At 71.3% G+C, this 21,719-nt stretch carries 14 protein-coding genes and 1 pseudogene; 6 read left to right on the top strand and 9 right to left on the bottom strand.

What is annotated here, in order from left to right; all coding sequences use genetic code 11:
* Positions 1-87 precede the first annotated feature (87 nt).
* Positions 88-1,473, bottom strand: a complete 1,386-nt coding sequence (locus QIT00_RS24095) for an NAD-binding protein (protein WP_282537466.1) — start codon at positions 1,471-1,473, stop codon at positions 88-90.
* 555 nt (positions 1,474-2,028) lie between these two features.
* Here QIT00_RS24095 and QIT00_RS24090 point away from each other — a divergent pair.
* Positions 2,029-2,871, top strand: a complete 843-nt coding sequence (locus QIT00_RS24090) for a transporter substrate-binding domain-containing protein (protein WP_282537465.1) — start codon at positions 2,029-2,031, stop codon at positions 2,869-2,871.
* Between the two features lie 72 nt (positions 2,872-2,943).
* Here QIT00_RS24090 and QIT00_RS24085 read toward each other — a convergent pair whose 3' ends face one another.
* From QIT00_RS24085 to QIT00_RS24070, 4 genes are all read right to left on the bottom strand, one after another.
* Complete coding sequence (locus QIT00_RS24085; protein WP_282537464.1) at positions 2,944-3,843, bottom strand: MBL fold metallo-hydrolase; 900 nt, start codon at positions 3,841-3,843, stop codon at positions 2,944-2,946.
* 135 nt (positions 3,844-3,978) lie between these two features.
* Positions 3,979-5,451: a glycoside hydrolase family 43 protein gene (locus tag QIT00_RS24080; RefSeq protein ID WP_282537463.1), complete on the bottom strand. Its 1,473-nt coding sequence runs from the start codon at positions 5,449-5,451 to the stop codon at positions 3,979-3,981.
* A gap of 117 nt (positions 5,452-5,568) precedes the next feature.
* Positions 5,569-6,315 carry a dienelactone hydrolase family protein gene (locus QIT00_RS24075; protein WP_282537462.1) on the bottom strand — a complete coding sequence of 249 codons (747 nt, stop codon included), beginning with the start codon at positions 6,313-6,315 and terminating at the stop codon, positions 5,569-5,571.
* Positions 6,316-6,541: 226 nt separating this feature from the next.
* A complete protein-coding gene (locus QIT00_RS24070; RefSeq protein WP_282537461.1) occupies positions 6,542-7,408 on the bottom strand; it encodes a helix-turn-helix transcriptional regulator in 867 nt (288 codons plus the stop codon).
* 54 nt (positions 7,409-7,462) lie between these two features.
* On the opposite strand from QIT00_RS24070, the gene QIT00_RS24065 reads away from it, so the two are divergent.
* Both QIT00_RS24065 and QIT00_RS24060 read left to right on the top strand, forming a co-directional pair.
* Positions 7,463-8,740: an MFS transporter gene (locus QIT00_RS24065; RefSeq protein WP_282537460.1), complete on the top strand. Its 1,278-nt coding sequence runs from the start codon at positions 7,463-7,465 to the stop codon at positions 8,738-8,740.
* A gap of 228 nt (positions 8,741-8,968) precedes the next feature.
* The gene (locus QIT00_RS24060; protein ID WP_408909841.1) at positions 8,969-10,204 is read left to right on the top strand and encodes a PQQ-dependent sugar dehydrogenase; all 1,236 of its coding nucleotides are present in this window, start codon (positions 8,969-8,971) and stop codon (positions 10,202-10,204) included.
* A 22-nt stretch (positions 10,205-10,226) separates the two neighbouring features.
* On the opposite strand, the gene ligA is transcribed toward QIT00_RS24060, so the two are convergent.
* Complete coding sequence (gene ligA / locus QIT00_RS24055; RefSeq protein ID WP_282537459.1) at positions 10,227-12,362, bottom strand: NAD-dependent DNA ligase LigA; 2,136 nt, start codon at positions 12,360-12,362, stop codon at positions 10,227-10,229.
* Positions 12,363-12,623: 261 nt separating this feature from the next.
* Between ligA and QIT00_RS24050 the strand changes: the two genes are divergently transcribed.
* The gene (locus QIT00_RS24050) at positions 12,624-15,389 is read left to right on the top strand and encodes an ABC transporter substrate-binding protein (RefSeq protein ID WP_282537458.1); all 2,766 of its coding nucleotides are present in this window, start codon (positions 12,624-12,626) and stop codon (positions 15,387-15,389) included.
* 119 nt (positions 15,390-15,508) lie between these two features.
* Positions 15,509-16,474 (top strand): TIGR01777 family oxidoreductase, encoded by a 966-nt coding sequence (locus tag QIT00_RS24045; protein WP_282537457.1) that lies wholly within the window; start codon positions 15,509-15,511, stop codon positions 16,472-16,474.
* Between the two features lie 18 nt (positions 16,475-16,492).
* Here the strand turns inward: QIT00_RS24045 and QIT00_RS24040 are convergent, their stop codons facing one another.
* A complete protein-coding gene (locus QIT00_RS24040; protein ID WP_282537456.1) occupies positions 16,493-17,635 on the bottom strand; it encodes a winged helix DNA-binding domain-containing protein in 1,143 nt (380 codons plus the stop codon).
* Positions 17,636-17,691: 56 nt separating this feature from the next.
* Here QIT00_RS24040 and QIT00_RS24035 point away from each other — a divergent pair.
* Positions 17,692-17,898: pseudogene (locus QIT00_RS24035) on the top strand (aminoglycoside phosphotransferase family protein); the annotation flags it as partial.
* A gap of 43 nt (positions 17,899-17,941) precedes the next feature.
* Here the strand turns inward: QIT00_RS24035 and QIT00_RS24030 are convergent.
* On the bottom strand, positions 17,942-19,531 hold the full coding sequence (locus QIT00_RS24030; protein WP_282537455.1) for an ABC transporter substrate-binding protein: 1,590 nt from the start codon (positions 19,529-19,531) through the stop codon (positions 17,942-17,944).
* Positions 19,531-21,564, bottom strand: a complete 2,034-nt coding sequence (locus QIT00_RS24025; protein WP_282537454.1) for a hypothetical protein — start codon at positions 21,562-21,564, stop codon at positions 19,531-19,533. The genes QIT00_RS24030 and QIT00_RS24025 overlap by 1 nt, the downstream gene beginning before the upstream one ends.
* Positions 21,565-21,719 lie beyond the last annotated feature (155 nt).

Genomic DNA, 21,719 nt, shown 5'->3' with positions numbered 1-21,719 from the left:
CGGCACGTCGGGGCTGGTTTTCAGGGGCGCGGGGAACTGCGCGACCAGCCACGACGGCGCGGCAGCCGAACGACGAAGCGGGCTGGCTCAAGGCCGCGCGTCCCACGTCCCCAGGTCCACCACCCGGTCGTCCGCGAACAGCGCACACGTACGACCGTCCGCCACGAACACGCTCCGCAGCTCCGCGTCGAGAACCGTCGCGGCGACGAACGTGCTGACGATCAGCGGGAAGTCGCAGACCGCGCCGATCCGGAACAGGGACTGCGACTCCGTCGTGACCGCGTCGCCCCCCGCGCGCAGCACGATGCGCCGATCCCCCGCGACCGCCCGCGTGGCGACCGCGACCGCGATGTTCTCCAGTCCGTCCGAGGCGACCGCGGCGAGCGCGCGGGCCCGCCGGGCCGAGAGGCGTTCCAGGAGGAACCGGTCGCCGCCGCGGCCGATGACGACGGGGATGTCGAGGGAGCGGGCCAGCGGAAGGCAGGCGGCCTGCCGGTTCCGTTCGACGGCGACGACCTTCACGCCGAGGTCCCGCAGCCACGCCGAGAGGCGAAGGCCGACCTGGCCGAGGCCGACGACGATGACGTGGTTGCGGCGCGGGATGGAGCGGGCGCCGAGAATGCTCGTCATCCGGTGCCCGGTGAACCGGTCGACGACACCGGCGGTGAACACGGCGGCCAGGACGAGGACGCCGATCATCGAGGCGGCGGAGACCACCTTGTACCAGCCGGGCCCGTGCTCGGCGGCGTGCGAGGAGCCGATCGTGGTGAGCGTACGGGCCGCGTTCCACACCGCCTCGGTCCAGTGCTCGTGCAGCACGAGCACGCCGAGCGCCACGTCCACGGAGTAGGCGAGAAGCAGCGCGATCAGGCTGCAGACCAGCGCCTTCGCGGAGGTGCCGAGGGAGCGGAACCAGGCCGCGACGGAGCTGCGCGGATGCGGCTCGAACGCGGTGGCGAGGGCCCGGCGCGGCAGGTGCTCCACGTTCATGGCCAGACCTTCACGCCGTACGCCCACGAGGTCGTCGCCGACGGGCTGCAGCATCGCGTACCGGGGAGCGAGGCAGCTCGCCAGGAGGCTGGGCAGGATCGCGTCGGTCATGCTCAGGGCCGTGCAGTTGGGGACGGTCCGGGAGACCTCCTCGGCGACGGTGCGGTCGAAGATGGTCACGACCAGGCGGACGCCGGGCTTGAGGTGTTCGGCGAGCAGGGCGTAGCGCAGGGCGACCATGTCGTCGCGGGACACGATGGCGATGCTGTCGACGGGGCCGCTCAGCTGCCGTCGCAGCGCGTCGTCGTCGGGGCGGGGCAGGCGGTGGGCGGTGCTCCCCCAGCGTTCGATGCAGTCGGCGGCGGAGCGGCCGAGGGTCTCGTCGTCCTCGATGATCACGACGTCCCGGCCGGTGGCGGGGACGTGCGAACGTGGTTCGGGGGCAGGGCGCTCGCGCGGGTCTCTGGTTATCTGCGGGCTCAAGCTGTCGGCCTCTCTACGACAACGGGGGCCGGGGAAACATCCCTGGCACCCCTTGATCCGGAAGGCGCGGCAGTGCCTGATCGAGGCTGGCGCATCCGCTTCGGCGCCGCCCGGGTCGTCCGGGTGCGCGCGCCCCGGTGGCTCGCGCTCACGGGGTGAGGAGCGCGGCGCTCGGAGCGGAGCTGAAGCGGGCTTCTTTGTAACAACCGCCTGGGGCGGTGGTGAAGCGGTTTTCTTTCTAGCAGCAGGCCCTGCGGTTCCGATTCGTCAGCGTGTACAAAAGCGAGCGGCCGACTACGTACATCTGTCGAATGCGCGCAGTCGGCTCGTCTCGTACGGGAACGGCGTCTGTTCAGGTTCGGGGGCGGGATTGGGCCCAGGTGCTGATCGCGGCGACGAGCATCATGTACGCGGCGATGGGGATCCACGAGCCGTGCGTTCAAAGGGTGAGCAGGGGCTTCAGCTGCGCGAACCGTTCTGCGATGGTGTTCCGGCCCCACCGGCCCACACCCGTAGCCCACACCCGTGGCCCACGCTCGTAGAGGAGTCGTCGTCATGAAGCGCGCCGCCACTCTGTCCGTCCTGGTCTGCCTCCTCGCCGCGACGGCGGCCGCGCCCGCGTCGCCTGACGCCGGCTCAGGCGCGAACGCGGGCGCGGCTGCCCAGAAGTCCAGGCACGGCAGCCTGCTCGACTCCGTTCCGCGCTCCGGGGTCCTGAAGGTGTGCACGACGGGCGACTACCGCCCCTTCACCCACCTCGATCCGGCCGACGGCAGCTACAGCGGCATCGACATCGAGATGGCCGAGGACCTCGCCGAAAGCCTCGGCGCCAAGCCGGAGTACGTGGCCACGACCTGGGCGAACCTCACCAAGGACGTCGCGGCCGGGCGGTGCGACATCGGCGTCGGCGGTGTCTCCATCACCCTGCCGCGGGCCCGCCAGGTGTACTTCGGCGAGCCGACCCGCGAGGACGGCAAGACGCCGATCGTGCGCTGCGCCGACAAGGACCGGTTCGGCGAGGGCACGCTCGCGGACATCGACAAGCCCGGCACGACCGTCATCGTCAACCCCGGTGGTACGAACGAGGAGTTCGCGCGCGAGAACATCAAGAAGGCGACCATCAAGCTCCACCCGGAGAACACCACGATCTTCCAGGAGATCGTCGCGGGCCGGGCCGACGTGATGATGACGGACGCGAGCGAGACCCTGTACCAGTCCAAGATCAACCCGGAGTTGTGCTCCCTGCACCCCGAGAAGCCGTTCACGTTCTCCGAGAAGGCGTACGCGCTGCCGCGCGGGGACGAGCAGTTCAAGGAGTACGTCGACCAGTTCACTCATCTCGCGACGCACGACGGGACGTACGCGGCGTACGAGAAGGAGTGGATGGGCACGTCCTGACACGTCCTGACACGTCCGCACGGCGCGGGCCGGGACTCATCCTGGGGCCCGCGGAGATCGGGAAGACCGGCCCTAGGCCGCGCGGAAGCGGCCCGGCTCGCCCTCCTCGACCCGCCCCGTGGCGCTCAGCCGGTCCAGGTGCTGCAGGGCGGTCCTGCGCTCCACCGGTCGTACGTGCGGCCCTTCGACGTGCGGCCGGTAGACCAGGCGGTGGTCCACGATCTCGTCCAGGGTGCGCGGCTCGGCGAGGAACGCGAGCAGGGCCGCGTCCCTGCGCTCCACGACTTCGGCGAAGGCGGCGAGCCGTCGGCGGAACTCCTCGGGCCCTTCGATCACGCCCTTCTGGTGGGACGTGCCGTACCAACGGGCGTCGATCTCCCGGCACTTCCGCAGGGACGCCTCGAACGCGCCGAGGTCGCTGCCGAGGTCGCCGTAGTACGGGCCGAACGACGTCAGGTCGATGTCGGCGACGAACAGGAATCCGTCCGGCTCGACCAGGAAGCCGCAGTGCCCGGCGGTGTGGCCGGGCAGGTGTACGACCGTGACGGTCCGGCCTCCGAGGTCGAACACGGCACCGTCGTCGAACCCCTGGGCGTCCGGCCGCCCCCGCAGGTGGAAGTCCTCCCGCATCGACTTGTCGACCTCGCCCACCGCCTCCGGCGGCAGCCCGAGCCCGGCGACCAGCGTCTCGGGGGAGCGCAGCGCGCCGAGGTCCGCCGCGTGCACCCGCACCGGCACGTCGCTGTAGCTGCCGAGGCCCGCCATGTGGTCCTCGTGCGCATAGCTAACGAGGACCACGTCCGCGGGAGGCCCGCCTGCCACGAACGACAGCGACGGGTCGACGACGAGTGCGGACGTCGACCCGTGTACGAGCAGGGAGTTGCCGTACGGGTAGGCGCCGCGATGGGCACCGACGAGCACGTCGACCCCGCCGTACGCGACCGTCGTGTATTCCGGGTTGCGCGAAGACATGGGGACAGTTGATCGCACGGCGTCGGTCGGGGGCGACCCTTTCGCGGGTCTGATCGACAGTGATTCTCCTCGCCTCGGACCGCCACCGGGACGGTCTCGCCCCGCGCGGCGTCCGGGCCGTGTACGCACCTCGGCTCAGTCCGTGTACACCTCGGCCCGGTCGACGCTCACGAACGCGCCCTGGGACGACGGGTTGTGCTCGCCCGTGACGCGGACCCTGAGTGTGTGTTCACCCGCGGGCAGGCGGGGGCTGACGAACTGCAGCGTCTCGCCGGTGCGGATCGGGCCGTGGAGGTCGACGCGTTGCTCCGGGCCGCCGTCGACGCTCACGGCCGCGATGCCGTTGCCCGTGTCGCGTACGGAGAGCAGGGCGATGCGGGTGCCGGTGAAGGTGAACGTGGCGGTGGCGTCGGCGCGGTCGCTCCAGTGGTCGTCGCTCCAGAAGCACTGGGTGGCGCAGCCGGTGCCGGAGTTCCAGTCGCCGCTGTAGACCACCGTGCCGTTCCCGCTGGAGCGGCCGTCGTCGTTGATCCAGTGGTTGCCGGATCCGGGGTCGCCGGACGGCAGGTCCTGGGTGGCGCCGAGCGCGAGCGGGCGGCCGAGGTCCGGGCTGCCGTCGGCGTTCCAGGTGATCTTCTGGGCGCGGGTGGTGCGGTCGGAGTACGTGTTCACGGACGTGGTCTTGGCGTGGTGGATCAGCCAGTCCTCCTTGCCGTCGGGGGACGTGAAGAAGGAGTGGTGGCCGGGGCCGAACACACCGTGTTCGTCGGCGCGGGAGAAGACCGGCCCCCGGTGCTGGGTCCAGTCGCCGGGCACCAGCGGGTCCGCGTCGGCGGGCAGGGACATCATCCACAGCTGGTAGTCCGGCTTGCCGGTGTCGCAGGCCGAGTACGTCATCCACGTACGGCCGTTGCGGTTCAGGAACGCGGGCCCTTCGCGGACCTCGGGACAGCCACCGGCGGCGTCGATCGCGACCGCGTCGCCTGAGACGGTGTACGGGTTCGACATCGGCGCGATGTTGATGCCGTTGTGCTGGTAGGCGTTGATGCCGCTGTAGGCGAGGTAGAGGCGGCCGTTGTGCTGGAGGATGCCCGGGTCGATGGCGAACATGCCCGCGTGGTTGGGCGGTTCGAGCTTCGCCTTGAAGTGGTACGGGCCGGCCGGGTCGTCGCCCTCCGATTCGAGGACGTACAGGCGGTGGTGGTCGTCGACTCCGTCGTCGGCGGTGTAGTAGAGGTACCAGCGGCCGTCGAAGCGGTAGAACTCCGGCGCCCACATGTGCTGGTTGCGCGAGGGGTCGGTGTCGGTCCACACCGTGACCGGATCGGCGGCGAGCAGCGTGCCGAGCGACTTCGATCGCCACATCTTGATGCTGTCGCCCTGGGTGGTGGCCAGGTGGTACTGCCCGTTGGCGTGGGCCAGGAACGGGTCGGGGCCGGTGTTGAGCGGATTACGGAAGGTTCCGGCCGCGGCGGCCCCGCGGGAGTCGGCTGCGGATTCAGGCGGCTTCTCCGCGGTGGCGTGCGGCACGGCGACGATGCCTACGAGCAGGGCCAGGAGCAGGGCCCATAACGCGCCGCGTGACCGCCTGGGGATGGGTCGGGGCATGGGCCGGGGCAAGAGCCGGGGCATGGGCCGGGGCATGGGCGGACCCTTCATCGGACTCTCCGTTACAACGATGTAAGACGCTACGGCTTCGGACGGTAGGGAGACGGCGGGTGCGTGTCAACGCGGCCCGGCCGCACGGGACTTGAGCGGTTGCAGGAGCGGAAGCAGCCGGTCCCAGTGGCGCCGCAGGCCGGAGGCGCTGAACGCGTCGGTGTCGGCCATGGTGAAGCCGTGGGCGGTGCCGGGGTAGATCTCCGAGGTGTGGTCGACACCTGCGGCGTCCAGATCGTGGTTGAGCTCGGCGAGCGCCTCGGGCGTCAGGTCGCCCTCGGCGTGACCGAGGTGGACCTGGGCGGTGAGCCCGGCGAAGAGGCCGGGTCCGTCGGCCCCCACGGGCGCGTGGAACGCGGCGACGGCGGCGACCTGGCCGGGGTGGGCGGCGGCCGTACGCATCGCGAGCAGACCGCCGATGCAGTACCCGGTCACGCCGACCGGCCCCGACGCGACTTCGGTCCGGCCTGTGAGGAACCTGAGGTAGGCGTCGGCATCGCGTAGGACACGGTCCGTGGTGTGTGCCTGGATCAACGGCATCAGCTGGGCCATGACCTGGGGCCTGGTCTCTGCCCCGATGTGCTCGGGAAGGTCGATCACCGGTGCCGGGCCGTGCCGGTGGAGGAAGTTGGGAACGAGTACGTAGTAGCCGTGCCGGGCCAGTTCGCCGGCCATGTCCCGCAGCACGGGCCGGACGCCGAAGCCGTCCGGGTACATCAGCACCCCGGGGTGCCGTTGGCCGTCGTCGGGGAAGGCGGCGAAGGCGTCGGCCGGTCCGTCCGGGGTGGGGATCCGCAGCGTCTCGATGGTCATGGGTTCTCGGTTCTCCTGTCGTGGTTGATGTGTCGTACGTGATCAACACGACGGAGGCGGAGCCCGCGCGGCGGCGGGCCCCCGCGCACCGAATCCCCTCAACTGCGGGCTGACACCGGCCCGTTCGGCGCTCAGAAGAGCACCGGGTCACCGATCCGTGTGTGGCGCGAGGCCGTCCCGGTAGTCATGGTCGTGCAGCGTAGACGAGGGCGCGGGGCGGTGCCAGTCAGCGTTGCGGGGGACGCCCAGCGGGATCCGGCCCGAACTCGGTTGCTCGGTCCGGCACCTGATACGCGCCCGGCGTGCGCCCGAAGGCTCGGCGGAACGCGTCGATGAAGGCGCTGGCCGAGGACCATCCGCACAGGTGGGCCACCGTGGTCACCGGCGTGCGCTCGGCGAGCAGGATCAGGGCGTGGTGGAGCCGGAGTTGGGTGCGCCACTGGGGGAAGGTCATGCCCAGCTCGGACTTGAACAGCCGCGACAACGTCCGTTCGCCCGCGCCGACTTGGCGGCCGAGCCCGGACAGCGTGCGCGAGTCTGCGGGGTCGGCGCGCAGGATCGCGCAGAGTTCCGCGAGGCGGGGCTCCGTGGGCGTGGGCAGGTGCAGCGGTTGCTGCGGTGAGGCCTTCAACTGGTCGAGGAGGACGGCACGCAGCCGGGCCCGCTCCGGGCTGCCGTCGTCGGGGGTGCGGGTGTGGGCGAGGATCAGCTCGCGCAGGAGCGGGCTGACACTCAGGACGGTCGGTTCGTCCAGGCCGAGGGGGTTGTCCTCGGCGGGCAGGCCGACGAGGTGGAGGGTGAGTTCACCGTGCGCGTGGTGGGCGTGGGCGGTGCCCGCCGGTACCCAGATGGCGCGGGTCGCGGGCGCGATCCAGGAGCCCCTGTCGGTCGTGACGGCCAGGACTCCGCGTCCGGCGTAGACGATCTGGTGGTCGTCGTGCCGGTGCGCGTCGATCTCGGCGCCCGGGGCGAGCCATCGGGTACGGGTGGGGGCGATGGGCTGGTGGCGGGTTGGTTGGCGGGTTGGTTGATGGCGGTTTGGTTGTTGGCGGGTTGGTTGATGGCGGGTTGATTGATGGCGGGGTTTCGTCATTGACTGGCAGATTATCGGAAGCGCGCCAGACCGGCTCGTCACGACGATGAGGCCATGTACTTCTCTCCTTCGCGGGGCCCGGCCCGGAAGCGGCTCGTCGGCCGGCTGAATCAGCCCGTTGTCCGGCTGTCGGCGGGGCACGCGTGCGTCGATGTCTACCAAGGGGCTGTCGCCGCCCTCGTCCCCTTCTTCGTCGCCGAGCGCGCCTACACGTACGCCGCCGCATCAGGTCTCGTCCTGGCCGCCTCCCTCTTGTCGTCCGTCGCGCAGCCGCTGTTCGGGATGCTCACCGACCGGTGGGTGCTGCCGTGGCTGCTGCCGGTGAGCACCCTCGTCGCGGGGTGCGGGGTGGCGCTGAGCGGCGCCACCCACTCGTACACCCTGACCTTGGTGTTCCTCGCCGTGTCGGGCATCGGGGTCGCGGCGTACCACCCGGAGTCCGCGCGGATCGCACGCGTCGCCGGCGGAGGGGATCACCGGGCCATGGGCTGGTTCTCGCTGGGCGGCAACCTCGGTTTCGCCCTCGCACCGCTCCTGGTCACAGCCGTCGTCGCCATGGGCGGCCTGAGTCTCTCCCCGCTGCTCGTGGTCCCCGCCGTGGTGGGAAGTGTGCTGTGCCTGCCGGTGCTCCGCGGAATGCGACGTCCCACCGAGACATCAAAATCCGTTACCCCTCCGGCAGTTGAGGTCCGGCGGGACGACGTACGCTCCTTCGTCGGACTGGCCCTGGCCGTCGTGTTCCGGTCGATCGCGTTCGTCGGCCTGAGCACGTTTCTCGTCTTCCACGCGCAGGAACAGGTGGGCGGCGGTGCCGGTCCGGCGGCGGTGGGGGCCGGTGCGCTGTTCGTGCTGTATGCCGGGGGCGCGGTGGGCACGGTCGTGGGCAGTCGGCTGACGGCTCGGTGGGACCGGGTCCGGATCGTACGGGTGTCGTACCTCCTGACGGTCGTCGCCGTCGCCGGTGTGGTGTTCGTGCCGGGGCCCGCGTTCTTCGTGTGCGTCGCGCTCACCTCCATCGGCCTGTACGTGCCGTTCTCCCTCCAGGTCACCCTCGCCCAGGACTATCTGCCGTCGCGGGTCGGCACCGCCGCCGGGATCACGCTGGGCCTGACGGTCAGCGTGGGCGGGCTCGCCGGTTTGGTGATCGGCGGCCTCGCGGACGCCACGTCCCTTCAACTCGCCCTTGCTCCACTGATCCTGATGCCACTGCTGAGCTGGCTGTCCTTCCGTACGTTGGCGGAGCCGGCGATCGCGGTCGGTTCGGCCAGCGCGGTCGGTTCGGCGAGCGCGCCGGGACCGGAGGTACGGGAACCCGAGCGGGACGCGGCCTGACCCCGTTCGGCCCCCGCTGCCTCCGCCAACGGGGCGTCCTGATCGCCCGTCGGCGAGGAATTCCCGGCATTGGTCTATGCCAACCGCCCACGCCTCCGTATCCTCATCCGTAGCCAGTGACACACCATCCCCCCACCCCCGGTTGAGTGTCGCCGCGGGCGACGCGGAGCGATCTCCGTCCTCGGCAGCTGCGCGACCTCGCCCTTCGCCGCCCCTAGGAGGGTCACGGTGAACTTACGTAGCAGAACCACAGCGATCGCCGGCGCCGCCACCGCCTGCCTCATCGCCTCCCTCGCCCTGACCTCGGCGTACGCGGAGGAGCCCGGCGGCCGGACCACCGCCGGGCAGACCGCCGCGCAGGCGGGACCGGCCGGACGGGACGCGCAGGCAGGACAGGGCGTGCGGGCAGGTCAGGGCAAGCAGGCAGGTCAGGCCGCCCAGGTGGCGCTCAAGGAAGTGGCCACGGCCAAGAACCCGTCCGCCGGAGCGGCCGGTCCGGGAAACACCGTCTGGATCGCCGAACGCGCGGGAACCGTACGGGTCCTGGGCGACCAGGGCCTCGGCGAGCCTGTCCTCGACATCTCCGGCGAGACGACCACCGACGGCGAACGCGGCCTCCTCGGCATCGCCTTCGACCAGGACTTCAGCCACTTCTACATCTCGTTCACCGACCGCGAAGGCACCAGCACCGTCGACGAGTTCGCCGTCAAGGAGGGCAAGCTGCAACCCGACACCCGGCGCACCGTCCTCACCCAGACCCAGCCGTACGCGAACCACAACGGCGGCGACATCAAGTTCGGCCCGGATGGCTATCTCTACATCGCACTCGGCGACGGCGGCTCCGGCGGGGACCCGCACGGCAACGGCCAGAACCTCGACACGCTGCTTGGCAAGCTGCTGCGGATCGACCCGAGCGGCGGCGATCCGTACGCCGTGCCCGCCGACAACCCGTTCGTCGGCGATCCGAAGGCCAAGGACGAGATCTGGGCGTACGGACTGCGCAATCCATGGAAGTTCTCCTTCGACTCGGGCACCGGTGATCTGCTGATCGGTGACGTCGGCCAGAGCGCCTGGGAGGAGATCGACTGGGCTCCGGCCGACAGCAAGGGCGGCGAGAACTACGGCTGGTCCGCGATGGAGGGCAACCATCCCTTCCGGGGCGGCACCGAGCCCGCGAACCACGTCCCGCCGGTCCACGAGTACGACCGCAACGGCCTCGGCTGCTCGGTGACCGGTGGCTTCGTCTATCGCGGCGACAAGATCCCGGGGCTTCAGGGCCAGTACGTGTTCAGCGACTACTGCGACGGCACGCTGCGCTCACTGCAGATCGAGAACGGCAAGGTGACCGGCGAGCACGACCTCGGAGTCAACGGCGGCGAGGTCGTCTCGTTCGTCCAGGGCGGCGACGGCGAGCTGTACGTGCTCGACCTCGGCGGCAGCGTCTCCCGGATCGACCCCGCCTGAACGATCCCCTCGCGCCTGGCCATCACCGGATGAACTCCCCGACCAGCTCGGCGAATTCGTCCGGTGTGGCCAGGCGTATGCCGAGGGTCTCCGCCTTCGTGCGCTTCGACCCCGCGCCCTCGCCCGCGACGACCAGGCCGGTGTTCTTCGAGACGCTGCCCGACGCCTTGCCTCCGGCCCGCTCGACCAGTTCGTTCATCTCGTTGCGCGAGAGCTTCTCCAGCGGGCCCGTCATCGCGCCCGTCACCACGACCTTCATTCCGGCCAACGGGCCTGTGTCGGAAGAAACTTGAGCACCAGCACCAGCACCAGCACCAGCACCCGGAGCGGGCGGAGTGGCGCCCGGCTCCGTCATCGACAGGCCCGCCGCCGCGAGGCGGTCTATCTGGTCGCTCAGCTCGGCCAGTTCGGTGACGATCACCGGGGCCTTCTCCCCGCCGATGCCCTCGACCTGCTGCATCGCCTCCGCGTCCGCCGCCCGGATCGCGTCCATCGTGGCGAAGTGCCGGGCGATCCGGCGGGACATGGACCGTCCCGTGCCGCGGATGCCGAGGGCGCAGAGCACCCGCGACAGCGGCTGCCGCTTCGCGGCGTCAAGGGCGGCCAGGAGGTTGTCGGTGCTGGTCTCCCCCATCCGCTCAAGGCCGAGGAGGTCGTCCCTGGTCAGGCGGTCGAACAGGTCGGGCAGCGCGGAGACCAGGCCCGCGTCGACCAGTTGCACCACGCGGGAGTGGCCGAGGCCCTCGATGTCGAGCTGGTCGCGCCCCGCGGCGTACGCGACGGAGGCGACGAGGTGGCAGTTGCGGCCGCGCTCGCAGCGCCACCTCTGCTCCCCGGTGTCGATGCCGGAACCGCACTGCGGGCAGGCCGCCGGGAACGTGATCTCCCGCTCGTCGCCCGTGCGCAGCTGGGCCACGGGGGCCTCGACGCGCGGGATGATGTCGCCCGCCTTGTAGACCATGACGTGGTCCCCGAGGCGCAGGCCGCGGCGCGTGATGTCGGCGGGGTTGTGCAGGGTGGCGTAGGTGACGGTGGAGCCGTCGATGTCCACGGGTTCGAGGACGGCGCGGGGCGCGATGATGCCGGTGCGGCCGACGTTCCACTCCACGTCGAGCAGCTTCGTGATCTTCTCTACGGCGGGGAGCTTGAAGGCGAGGGCCCAGCGCGGGGCGCGTGTGCCCTCTCCGGCCGCCCGCTGGTCGGCGGCGAGGTCGGCCTTGATGACGATCCCGTCGATGCCGAACGGGAGTTGTGCGCGCCGCGCCCCGATCTCCCGCACGCGCGCGAGGACGTCCTCGACGGTGGTGACGACCGTGCCGGGCACCTCGGTGCTCGCCGGGGTGTTGACGCCGTACCGGACGGCCCGGTCCATGAGGTCGCCGTGCGCGGAGTCGGCCAGCTCGGCGGCGAGGCCGTCGCCGGAGTCGGGCAGGGGCAGCAGGCCGTACCCGAAGAACGTCATCGGCACGGTGTAGGCGCGGTCCTTGGCGCGCAGGGTGCCGGCGGCGGCATTGCGCGGGTTGGCGAACGGGTCGCCGCCGTGCTGGGTGCGGACCTCGTTCGCGTACTCGAACTGGGCTGTTGTCATGAGGACTTCGCCGCGCACCTCGACCGTGGCCGGTTCGGTCAGCTCGGTCGGCAGGCCTTCGATCGTGCCGATGGCGTGCGAGACGTCCTCCCCGGCTGTCCCGTCGCCCCGGGTGATCAGTCGCGTGAGGCGGCCCTGCTGATAGCGGGCGGCGATCGCGAGGCCGTCCAGCTTCGGCTGGACGTTCCAGGACGCGACCGGACGGCCGATCCTGCGCTCCAGTGAGGCGGCCCAGGTGGTGAACTCCTCGTCGGAGAAGGCGTTGTCGAGACTCAGCATCGGGACGGTGTGCGGCACGTCCCCCTCGACCGCGCCGCCCGCGACCTTGCCCGAGGGCGAGCCCGGCAGGGTCTCGTCGGGGTGCGCCGCCTCGTACTCGGCGATCGCGCGGACCAGTCGGTCGTACGCGTCGTCGTCCAGGGCTGAGCTGCCGTTGTCGTAGTACGCGGCGGCTGCCTGGACCGCCTGCTCGACCGCTGCCGCATAGGCGGTGGCGTCGGACAGCGCGGTGGCCTCGGCGGGCGCTTGACCAGCGGGAACAACGGAAGGAACGGCAGTGGTTGTCGTCATGCCCCCATCCTGCCGTGCACCACTGACAATCGACTTCGACGGCGGCTCGCGGAGGCCGCGACGGCCGCTGACGGGAGGCAGCGACCACCGCTCCCGGGAGGCCGCGACGGCCGTTCCCGGGGGATCCCCAGGGTTCTCCCGAACCCCGTTCGCGTGACCAAATCGCAAGCCACACAAGCCTGTTCACCGATCACACCGCCCACTAGGGTGTCTTGCTCCAGAGCTACGACATGGGCCGTTCTCTGACGCGACGGGGGAAGCGTGGCGCCCGTATTCGAGCACGCCGATCTGCTGTTCCGACTGCTGGGAAAGCTCGTTTCCCGGCCCAAGAAGACCGAATTGCCCGGCGAGGTTCCCCAGCGGGACGGAATTCCGATCCTGAGCCTCGTCGGCAACCATCAGGACGACCTCGCGGAACAGATCGAGCACGCCCTCAACGAGGCTCAGCCGAGGGCCGTTCCCTTTCAGCCGGTCGACATGGAGCAGGAATGGGACCGGGTCGTCGCTGAGCGCGGTGATGAAACCGCTGAGAACTATCTGAATCCGGCGTGGCAGCGGGCCGAGCTCTGCCGTCGCATTCTCGTGGAACTGGCCAGCAAATACTCATCCGACCGGTACGGGAACGACCGGCGGGTGCGTTTTCGTCGGCTCGGTCTGGTCAATTGGCTGTTGCAGCTGACGGACACCGCGCAGGAGCCCGACAGCCAGCACGGCCGCATCGTCCTGCGGCGGCTGCGCGACCGTGAACTGGAACGCAGGCGGTTCTTCGGATTCATGCGCAGCCCGAGCACGGAAGTGGCGCTCCAGGGCACGGTTCCCTGGTGGGCGTACATCGTGGGCCTGTATCTGGTGCCGATCTTCTGGTTCCGGGTCTGGCGCGGTCTGGGCCGGGAATACCGCTGGCTTTTGCACCAGCCGTACATGGCCCCGGCCGATCCCGGCACGTTCATCGGTTTCGCCGTACGCCTCACGCAGCCCCGCTGGGGGCGGGAGGATCCGCAGCAGATCAGCAAATTGCTGATCGACGCCTTTCTGGAGGATCTGCGGGTCTCCTATAGGCGCCGTCCGTGGCGTCGGAGCGCTCATCGGCGTACGGCCTATTGCGTGGCGTTTCTGCAGGGTGTGAGCAAGCGGAATCACGGCCAGGAACTGGTGCGGCTCTTCGCCGAAGTACGCAATGACATCGGCGCGTTCGACCCGTTGCTACTCATCACGACCAGTCCGGAAGCGCCCGCGGGCGACCAGACCCTCAGCGTGCGGGAACTGACCGACAATCCCGCGCCGTACGACGTCTGGTGCGAGCACGTGCGCAGTGCGGGCGGCGGTCGGCCGGTGCAGTTCTGGTATTTGCCGGTACGCGTTCCGGGGACGGTTCCGGAAAGCGACGAGCGGTACGAGATACAGCGCGACGGGGCCGCGATAGCGCGCCGGCTCTCCGTACCGAGCCCGCCCGCGTGGACGAGCCGGGCCGTGGCGCTGGTATCCGCCACCGTCGCGCTCGCGGTGCTCGGCGGCACCGTGGGCCTCGGCATCGCCGACCACCGCGGCGACCGCGACACCTGGCGGGCGGACCACTGCGGCCTGAGCCGCGACGACCCGGACGCGGAGACGGTGTGGACGGCGAAGTCCGACGAATGCGTGGGCGTCGCGCCGCACGGCTTCGCCTTCGGTTCCTCGGACGAGCGGGTGCGCAAGACGATGGACACCATCGCCGCGCAGAACACGGAGGCCGAGCGGATCCACAAGGAGAACCCCGCCCGGCCGTTGGTCACGCTCGTCCACATGACCGCGCTGCTCACCGCGCCCGGCCGCAAGCAGAACGGCGCCCGGTCGTACGCCCGCGAGCAGTTGCAGGGCGCCGCGAGCGCGCAGCGGCGTCAGCTCGACAACGCCGGTGACCGGCAGCCCGTGCTGCGGATCTTTCCGGCGAGCGCGGGCAGCGGCATGCGGCACGGAGCGGAGGTCGCGCGCCGGATCGAGAAGCTGATGGCGTCCGACCCGAGCATCGTCGGCGTCACCGGCCTGGACCAGAGCCGCAAGGCGACCATCACGACGATCGACCAGCTGACCGAGGTCGGGCTGCCGATGGTCGCGACGACCCTGTCGGCGGACTCGCTGCCGAGCGAGTCGTCGCTGTACTACCAGGTCTCGCCGCTGAACCGGCGCGAGGCCGCGGTGGCCGCCGCGTACGCCGGTCATCTCGTCGCCGAGGACAAGCTGAAGAAGCGCGTCCGCGTCGTGTACTCCCTCGACCCGACCGACGAGTACAGCGAGAACCTGCGCCAGGACGCGGCGAAGTCCTTCACGGACGCGGGGTTCGAGGTCGACCAGGAGGGTTACGTCCCGTCGTCCAGCTCGCCCGGGACGCCGAACGGGCAGGGCACGCGCGCCATCGGTGAACAGGCCTGCGGCTACGAGGGGTTGGTGTTCTTCGCGGGGCGCAGCGAGGACTTCGAGACGATCCTGGGGGCCACCAACGACACCTGCGGTTCGAACCCGCCGACGCTCCTCGGTGGCGACGACGTGGCCCGGCTCGGCGCGGACCCGGAGCGCCGCCGCGCCTTTCCGCGGGTGCCCTTCGAGTTCCTCGACTTCACCGTCGGCTCGGCCTCCTGCGACGGGCCGAGCGATCTGTACAGCACCATGAAGGAGCTGTTCCCCGAGGAGTGCCGGCGCGTCAAGGACACCTCGCTCGACGGTCACGCGGCCCTCGCCTTCGACGCGGTCAACCTCTACATGAAGGCCATCTCCCGCCTCAGGGACACGGCCCCGGGCATCCCGCTGACCCCGTCGGCGGTGTGGCACGCGCTGAGCCGGATCCACGGGCGGGCGGCGCTCGACGGCGAGAGCGGGGTGATCGACTTCGGCGGCGGCGTGGACCAGCAGGTTCCGCTGGACAAGCTCATCTCGGTCCAGCGCGTGGAAGGCGCCCAGCGGCCGCAGCAGATGGGGTTCTGCGGGCGGCAGGGGGCGGGCACGGGCGCGAAGTGGTGCCCGCCACCGGAGGAGGCCGGGTCACGCTCCTGACCAGACGAGCGGGTCACGCTCCTGACCCGACGATCAGGTCACACTCCCCACCGGCCCCCTTTTTGAACACGTTCAACACCTGGGTTACGCTCGTGCCACCAAGCAAGGGGGTACGGACCATGAAGATCGTGATCCCGGGCGGAACGGGCCAGGTCGGCGCGATCCTGGAGCGCGCGTTCACGGCGCAGGGCCACGAGGTCGTGATCCTGACCCGGAATCCGAGGCGCCCGCGCGACGTGGCCTGGGACGGGGTCACACTCGGCGACTGGGCGGCGGAGATCGATGGTTGCGACATCGTGGTCAACCTCGCCGGGCGCAGCGTCAGTTGCCGCTACACCGAGGAGAACCTGCGGGGCATGATGGACTCGCGCGTCGACTCCGCGCGAGTGGTCGGCGAGGCGATCGCCGCTGCCGCGAAGCCGCCGCGCGTCTGGCTGCAGATGAGCACCGCCACCGTGTACGCCCACCGGCACGATGCCCCGAACGACGAGGCGAGCGGGGTGATCGGCGGCGACGAGTCCGGCGTGCCCGCCTATTGGGCGTACAGCGTCCGCATCGCCGAGAACTGGGAACGCGCGCAGGAGGAGGCGGAGACCCCGGACACCCGCAAGGTGGCGCTGCGGGCCGCGATGGTGATGAGCCCGGACCGCGGCGGTGTCTTCGACGTCCTCTCGCGGATGGCGCGGCTCGGCCTTGGCGGCCCGGTCGCGGGCGGCCGGCAGTATGTGTCGTGGATCCACGAGCGGGACTTCGTACGGGCCGTCGAATTCCTCGTCGACCACGAGGAGTTGACTGGCCCGGTCAACCTGGCCGCGCCCGCTCCGCTGCCGCAGCGCGCGTTCATGCGGGCGCTGCGGACGAGTTGGCGCATGCCGTTGGGGCTTCCGGCGACGCGGTGGATGGCGGAGATCGGCGCGTTCTTGCTGCGTTCCGACACGGAGTTGCTGCTCAAGAGCCGTCGCGTGGTGCCCGGCCGGCTGCTCGACGCGGGCTTCTCGTTCACGTACGAGACATGGCCGAGGGCCGCCGACGATCTGGTGCGGCGGGCCCGGCTGCGAAAGACGGCGCGGGGCGGCGGCAACTAGCCCCGCGCGCCGGTCCGTTCAGAGGACACGCACCTCCGCACCGGCATCCGCGAGCTTCCTCCACCAGTGTCCGTACCGCCCGTAGACCCCCGGCTCGCGTGCGCTCAGGAGGGCGCGCAGGGAGTGCGCCTCGGTGGCGAGCGCGACCCACGCCTGCCGGGGCAGCGGCTCGAACGCCGTGGCCTCGATGCCGTCCTCGACCGGTCTCCACGCGCCCGCCACCCGGCCGTCCACCAGGAGCGTGGGCAGGACGTCACCGTTGTTGCGGATCACCAGGGGGCGGTACGCGGGCGGGATGAGGCGGCCGCGGTCGGCGTACGCGAGGAGGGTGCTGTCCCACATCGCCATCAGGCGCGGCGGTGCGGGCGTATCGGCAGGTGGGCGGGGTGCGTCCGGAAGGTCGAACAGCGTACTGCCGTCCGGCCCTTGAAGCTCCTCCACCGCGTCGCCCAGGGCACGGAGCGCAGCGCGTACGCGAGTTCGCTGGAGCATGGCGAACTGGGCGACGTCGGCGACCGAGGCCGGACCGAATCCGGCGAGACAGCGCAGGATGAGGGTGCGCAGCGCCTCGGCGTCACCCTCGCGCCCGGGGCCCGGGAGGGGGCCGGGCTCGGCTCGGACGAAGGACGGCCGGTGGCCGAAGGACCAGGGGGCGCCGGTGGGGGCGTGGTGCAGGGGCGCGTACCCCTTCAGGCCCCACCAGGCGCCGTCCTTCTTCTCCTCGCCGAGCCGCTCGGCCAGCCATGCCTGCAGCTCAGCCGAGGTGCGCGGGCGTTCGGCGAAGGCGAGGAGTTCCGGCACGAGTGCGTGGGCGTCCGCCGGGGTGAGTCCGGCCTCGGCGAAGCGGGAACCGAGCCGGGAGGCGTACAGCGTGGGCTGCATCGCCGCGCGGAAGTCCCCGTAGTCCTCGGCGGCCACGGCGTGCAGCGTGATGCGCATCAGGGTCGCCTTGACCACGGTGCGACCGGTGAACGCGGCGTCGAGCTCGGCGGGCGCGAAGTCTCTGAGTCTGTTCCACAGGGCGAGGTAGGGCGAGGCAGGGTGCTGCGCCTGGAGGGCGACCACCCGGCGCACGGCCTCGGGCACGCTCAACGGCGCGCGCTCCAGGAGGAGTTGGCGACTGAGCGTCGCCCGGTTGAGTTCCGCCGCACTGATCTGCACCCTTCGGATTCTGGCACGCGGGTCTGACAACGGGCGGCGCGCGTAAGGTGGGGGCGGCGATGCGCTCCCTCGGCATGTTCTCCGAGGCCGCCGGGCTCGATCCCGTGCGGGTCCGCCGCTGGGCCCAACTGCACGTCGTCCAGGCCGCGTTCTGGGGGCGGCGGCACGGCTTCCGGGTGGCCGGGGGCGGCGCGGGCCCCGACCGGCTGACGGCGTTCGCGGAGCACTTCGCGGAGCACTTCGCGGAGCTGCTCGCCGACTGAGGAGGCGACTACAAGAACGGCCACATCAACTACCACGGCACCCTCACCGGCGCGGCGCTGTGCAGGTCGCGTCCAGGGGCTTGCCCTCCGGCCAGGCCACACCGACGAAGTCGAGCTTCTGGTCCGGCCGCCACTTCGGGTCGAGCCGCACGCGGTGCACGGCCTTGTTGAACGCGTTGCCGTGGTTGTCGAGGCAGATCCAGCCCGTCGTCCCCCTGATCTTGTTGACGCTCTTCAACTGGTGCCAGCCGCTGGCGACTTCATCGAGGCGCGGGATGCGCTTTCCGCCCTCGGCCTGGCGGCGGATGTTGGTGACGGCCGTGCGCGTGGCGTCGTAGATCGTCATGAGGCGGGAGTCCTCCAGGTCGGCGTCCTTCAGCCCGGCCACCGCCGCCTTGAGGTGTTTCATCTCCGTCCGGGCGTCCTCCGCCTCCGGCGCCTTGCTCTTCTCCCAGGCCTCGGGGTGGCCCACGGCGGCGTATTCGACGGTGACGCGGGTGAGCGCCCGGCGCCACTCGTCCAGCTCGTCGCGCTTGACGTACGAGTCGACCGTCGAGGCACCCGAGCCCGTGATGACGCGGAAGCTGTTCTCCGTCCTCGCGCACGGCTGGCTTCCCAACTCGAGTACGAGCATGCGCAGTTGGGGCGGCCGCCCGGCGAAGTAGATGTCCTTGGCGCCGGACTGGCAGATGTTCTGGGCGATGTTCTCGAAGTCACCCGCGAGGCTGGGGTCGTCGTCGGAGCCGCCGGACGAGCGGTACTGCTCGGACTCCAGGGCACCGCTCGGCCGCTTCGCGTTGAACGCGTCGCGCAGCGTGTCCACGTAACTGTCGCCCGGCCGGGTGTCCTCGACCAGGAACACGTTGTCGTCGTCGGGCAGGCTCGCGAGCACCTCGGCCTGGTCCTCGTTGGGCGGGACGATCCGGGCGAGGCCCGGCATGGTCAGGTCGGAGGCGGTGATGGGGCCGCCGACGACGGGGATGCGCAGGTCCTCGGTCAGGTGCTTGATCGCCTTCTTGGTGTTCTCCTCGCTCATGTCGAAGCCCACGACGGCCCGCAGGTTGTCCTCCTTCGACCGCGCCATCTCGTCCAGTTCCTCCGCCACCGCCGCGTACTGCGCGCTGCCGAGGCCGGGGTTGGCGAGGACGAGCCGGACGGCGGGTGAGCCCCGGTCGTTCACGCGGCGCTGGGCGAGGTGGGCGCCCTGCACCTCGTGGCGGATCTGCCGCTCGACGGCGGCCTTGCGGTTCGGGTCGGTCTCGTCGGTGGTCAGGGGGATGAGCAGGGCGACGGTGACGTACGGGAGGGTGCCCCGGGTGACACGGTCGTTCTCCTTCTTGACGGACGCGGAGACGTCGTCGAGCTCGCCGAACACGAAGCCGCCGTCGCTGACGCCGGTGCACTCCTCGGTGGGCCCGCGCTCCCAGACGCGGTCGGCGCAGCGCTGGGTGAGGTAGCGGATCGAGCCCCAGCCGGAGCCGAGGGCCAGATAGCCGCAGAGGGCGAGGACGACCGCGCCGACCGCGCCCACCGTGAGGTTGCGGCGGTTGCGCCACCACGGCACGGGCGCCGGCTGGGGGCGGGCGAGGGGACCGCGGCGGTCGGGCCGGTCCCGTTCGGGCGATCCGGGCATCACCACGGCTCCTTGTCGTAGGACTGGACGCGCTCGTGCAGCGGAAGCCCCCGCAGGTGCGGAACGTCCTCGCTGAGCTGCTGCAGATGGACGGCGATCTCCGTGCGCAGCCGCGCCGTCGGGTCCCACAGGGGGTCCGACCAGAGCGAGGCGTACGGGTCGGTCGGCGGGTGCACGGTGAGCTGGCCGGCGATCAGGAGCCGGGCGACGGGGAGTTGCTCGGCGGGGACACGGGTGCCGAGGCGTTCCACGGCGGCCTCGTACTCCTGCGTGCCGTCGTCGGGCGCGGCGAGGCGCGGGTGCGGGGCGCGCTGCACCCACGACAGGGCCCGGCACCACTCGGCCATGTCCGCGCCGCCCTCCTTGACGTCCTGGAGGAGGCCGTGCAGGAACCGGGTCGCGGCCGGTACGTCACCGAGGGCGAGGTGGTGGTACGCGGCGTCCCGGCCGCGCTGGGCGTCCCGGAGCCTGCGGTGCGCCCCGGTCCAGGTTCCGGCCTCGGCGCTGTCCTCGCTGCGGGCGAGGTGCTGGAGGAGGTGGCGGCGGGCGATCGGCGGCACGGTGAGGACGTCGCCGCCGTCGAGCTCCACCACGTCGAAGCGCAGCTCGTCGCCGATCAACTCCGTGACCTGGTAGAGGAGATGGTTGCCCCTCCCCCACAACGCGTCGGCCGCCAGCGCCTGTACGGGAACGGCGGCCGCGGCCACGCGCGGCAGGCGGGCGCGGACCGCCGCGGGCACGCCGCCGAAGAGCCGCTCGTACGCCTCCTCGGCGACGGAGGGCCGGTGCGGGGCGAGGGTGAAGATCCGGCGCAGCCGCGTGACGACGGGCAACTCGTCGTCGATGCACCGGAGTTGACGCAGGACGGCGGCCGTCGCGAAAGGCTGTCCACCGGTGAGGTCGTGGACGATCCTGGCCAGCCAGTCCGCAGGACGGCGCACGCCCGCCGGGTCCGGCAGGTGCGCGAGGAGCGGCCGGCACTGCTCGGCCACCTCGGCGCGGGTGAGCGGGCGCAACTGGGCGACGCGCACATGCGGCCTGCCGCGCACGTCGAGCGGTTCGAAGCGCTCCTCGTCCGCTTCGGCGTACGGGTCCGGTGTGCGCACCGCGTACGAGGACCAGCAGGTCAGCAGGCGGCCCGCCGGAACGTCGAGCGGTTCGACCAGGCGGGGGCGGCTGCGGGCTGCGGCCAGGACGAGCAGGGGGTCGCCGTCCTCCGGGCCGCCCCGGCGGGCAGTGCGCAGCGTGTCGAGGAAGGCCTGGCCGCGCTCGTCGTCGGCGTTGTCGAGGAGCAACAGGCAGCGCAGAGTGCGCAGTTCGTGGCCCTTCGCGGAGTCGTAGGCGCGGCGCAGGTCGTCGAGGAAGGCGCGCAGCAGCACTTCCTGGGCGCGCCGCCGCTGCCGGTCGTCGCCGTGCTGGAGGCCGTGGCTGAGCCCGACGAGGAAGTCCTCCGGGGACGCGGGGGCGCCCACGTGCCGGGCCAGGGCGCGCCTGACCCGGTGCTCCTGGAGGCGCCGCATGCCTTCGGAGAGGAACGGCAGGGCCGCGAGCCCCCAGGCGGGCATGCCGGCGAGGGAGCCGAGTTTCTCGGCGAGCGACAGGAACAGGTCGAGGGACTGCTCGCGGCCGCGCCCCTCGTCCAGGGCGGTGCTCAGCTCGGCCAGGGCGGCGTCCCGGTCGGCCTGGTCGGTGCGTACGGCGAGCGCGAGCCGCAGCGCCGCGTAGGCGGGCAGCTGCATGGGCGGCAGGCCGGGCACTTCGGCGCTCAGCTGGAAGACGACGCGGGCCAGGACGTCCACGGGGCCCTGCACGCTGTCCGGGAGCCCGGCACAGTCGATGTGGGCGACGTACGTGTTGGCGGCGCGCTCCTCCCACGCGGCGAGCAGGCTTGACTTGCCGCTGCCCGGGCCGCCGAGCAGCACGTGCACGTCCCGCCCGTGCCTGCTTCCGCTCGCGGCGACGAGCTGCCGGGTGAACCAGTCGTCGAGGACCAGGTCCCGCCCGGACGCCCCCGCCCACTCCTCGTACGCCACCCGAGCCCCCCTTAAGCTTTCGGGAGGCTTCATCGTCGTACCAACTGCACGCGGAGGCAAGGCAGTTGATCGACCCAGTGGGCGGGCCCGATCTGCTCAGCGGGCTCGGGCTCGGGCTCGGGCTCGGGCTCGGGCTCGGGTCAGGGTGCGGTGTC

The sequence above is a fragment of the Streptomyces luteolus genome, assembly GCF_029968015.1.
GTDB lineage: Bacteria > Actinomycetota > Actinomycetes > Streptomycetales > Streptomycetaceae > Streptomyces > Streptomyces luteolus.
The sequence above is the reverse complement of the archived record's forward strand: the minus strand, read 5'-3'. Positions and strand labels throughout refer to the sequence as shown.

Coding starts and splice junctions, on each gene's coding strand:
- QIT00_RS24090 (WP_282537465.1), top strand. CDS start 2,029: ATGAAGCGCGCCGCCACTCTGTCCGTCCTGGTCTGCCTCCTCGCCGCG.
- QIT00_RS24085 (WP_282537464.1), bottom strand. CDS start 3,843: ATGTCTTCGCGCAACCCGGAATACACGACGGTCGCGTACGGCGGGGTC.
- QIT00_RS24080 (WP_282537463.1), bottom strand. CDS start 5,451: ATGCCCCGACCCATCCCCAGGCGGTCACGCGGCGCGTTATGGGCCCTG.
- QIT00_RS24075 (WP_282537462.1), bottom strand. CDS start 6,315: ATGACCATCGAGACGCTGCGGATCCCCACCCCGGACGGACCGGCCGAC.
- QIT00_RS24070 (WP_282537461.1), bottom strand. CDS start 7,408: ATGACGAAACCCCGCCATCAATCAACCCGCCATCAACCAACCCGCCAA.
- QIT00_RS24065 (WP_282537460.1), top strand. CDS start 7,463: ATGTACTTCTCTCCTTCGCGGGGCCCGGCCCGGAAGCGGCTCGTCGGC.
- ligA (WP_282537459.1), bottom strand. CDS start 12,362: ATGACGACAACCACTGCCGTTCCTTCCGTTGTTCCCGCTGGTCAAGCG.
- QIT00_RS24045 (WP_282537457.1), top strand. CDS start 15,509: ATGAAGATCGTGATCCCGGGCGGAACGGGCCAGGTCGGCGCGATCCTG.
- QIT00_RS24030 (WP_282537455.1), bottom strand. CDS start 19,531: ATGCCCGGATCGCCCGAACGGGACCGGCCCGACCGCCGCGGTCCCCTC.